The organism is Streptomyces sp. URMC 129, from assembly GCF_051386415.1.
Taxonomy (GTDB): Bacteria; Actinomycetota; Actinomycetes; order Streptomycetales; family Streptomycetaceae; genus Streptomyces.
Window position 1 is genome coordinate 1 of the sequence record NZ_JBPQTQ010000319.1, and the last position, 278, is coordinate 278.

General features: G+C 58.3%; 1 rRNA gene. It reads right to left on the minus strand.

Annotated features, from left to right (window positions below):
- A 23S ribosomal RNA gene (locus tag ACSNOC_RS27970) occupies nucleotides 1-278 on the minus strand; the annotation flags it as partial.

A 278-nucleotide genomic window follows, 5' to 3' on the forward strand; every position in this document is an offset into this window, starting at 1 on the left:
CAGGGAATATTTAGGCTTAACGGGTGGTCCCGCCAGATTCACACAGGATTTCTCGGGCCCTGTGCTACTTGGGAAACACACAAGGAAGCCATCACGATTTCGTCTACGGGGGTCTTACCCTCTACGCCAGGCCTTTCGCATGCCCTTCGACTACCGCAATGGTTTCTGACTCCCCCAGCCGCCGGCAGACAACTGAAGTGCGCTCCCACAACCCCGCCTGCGCAACCCCTGCCGGGTATCACACACAAACGGTTTAGCCTCCTCCGGTTTCGCTCACC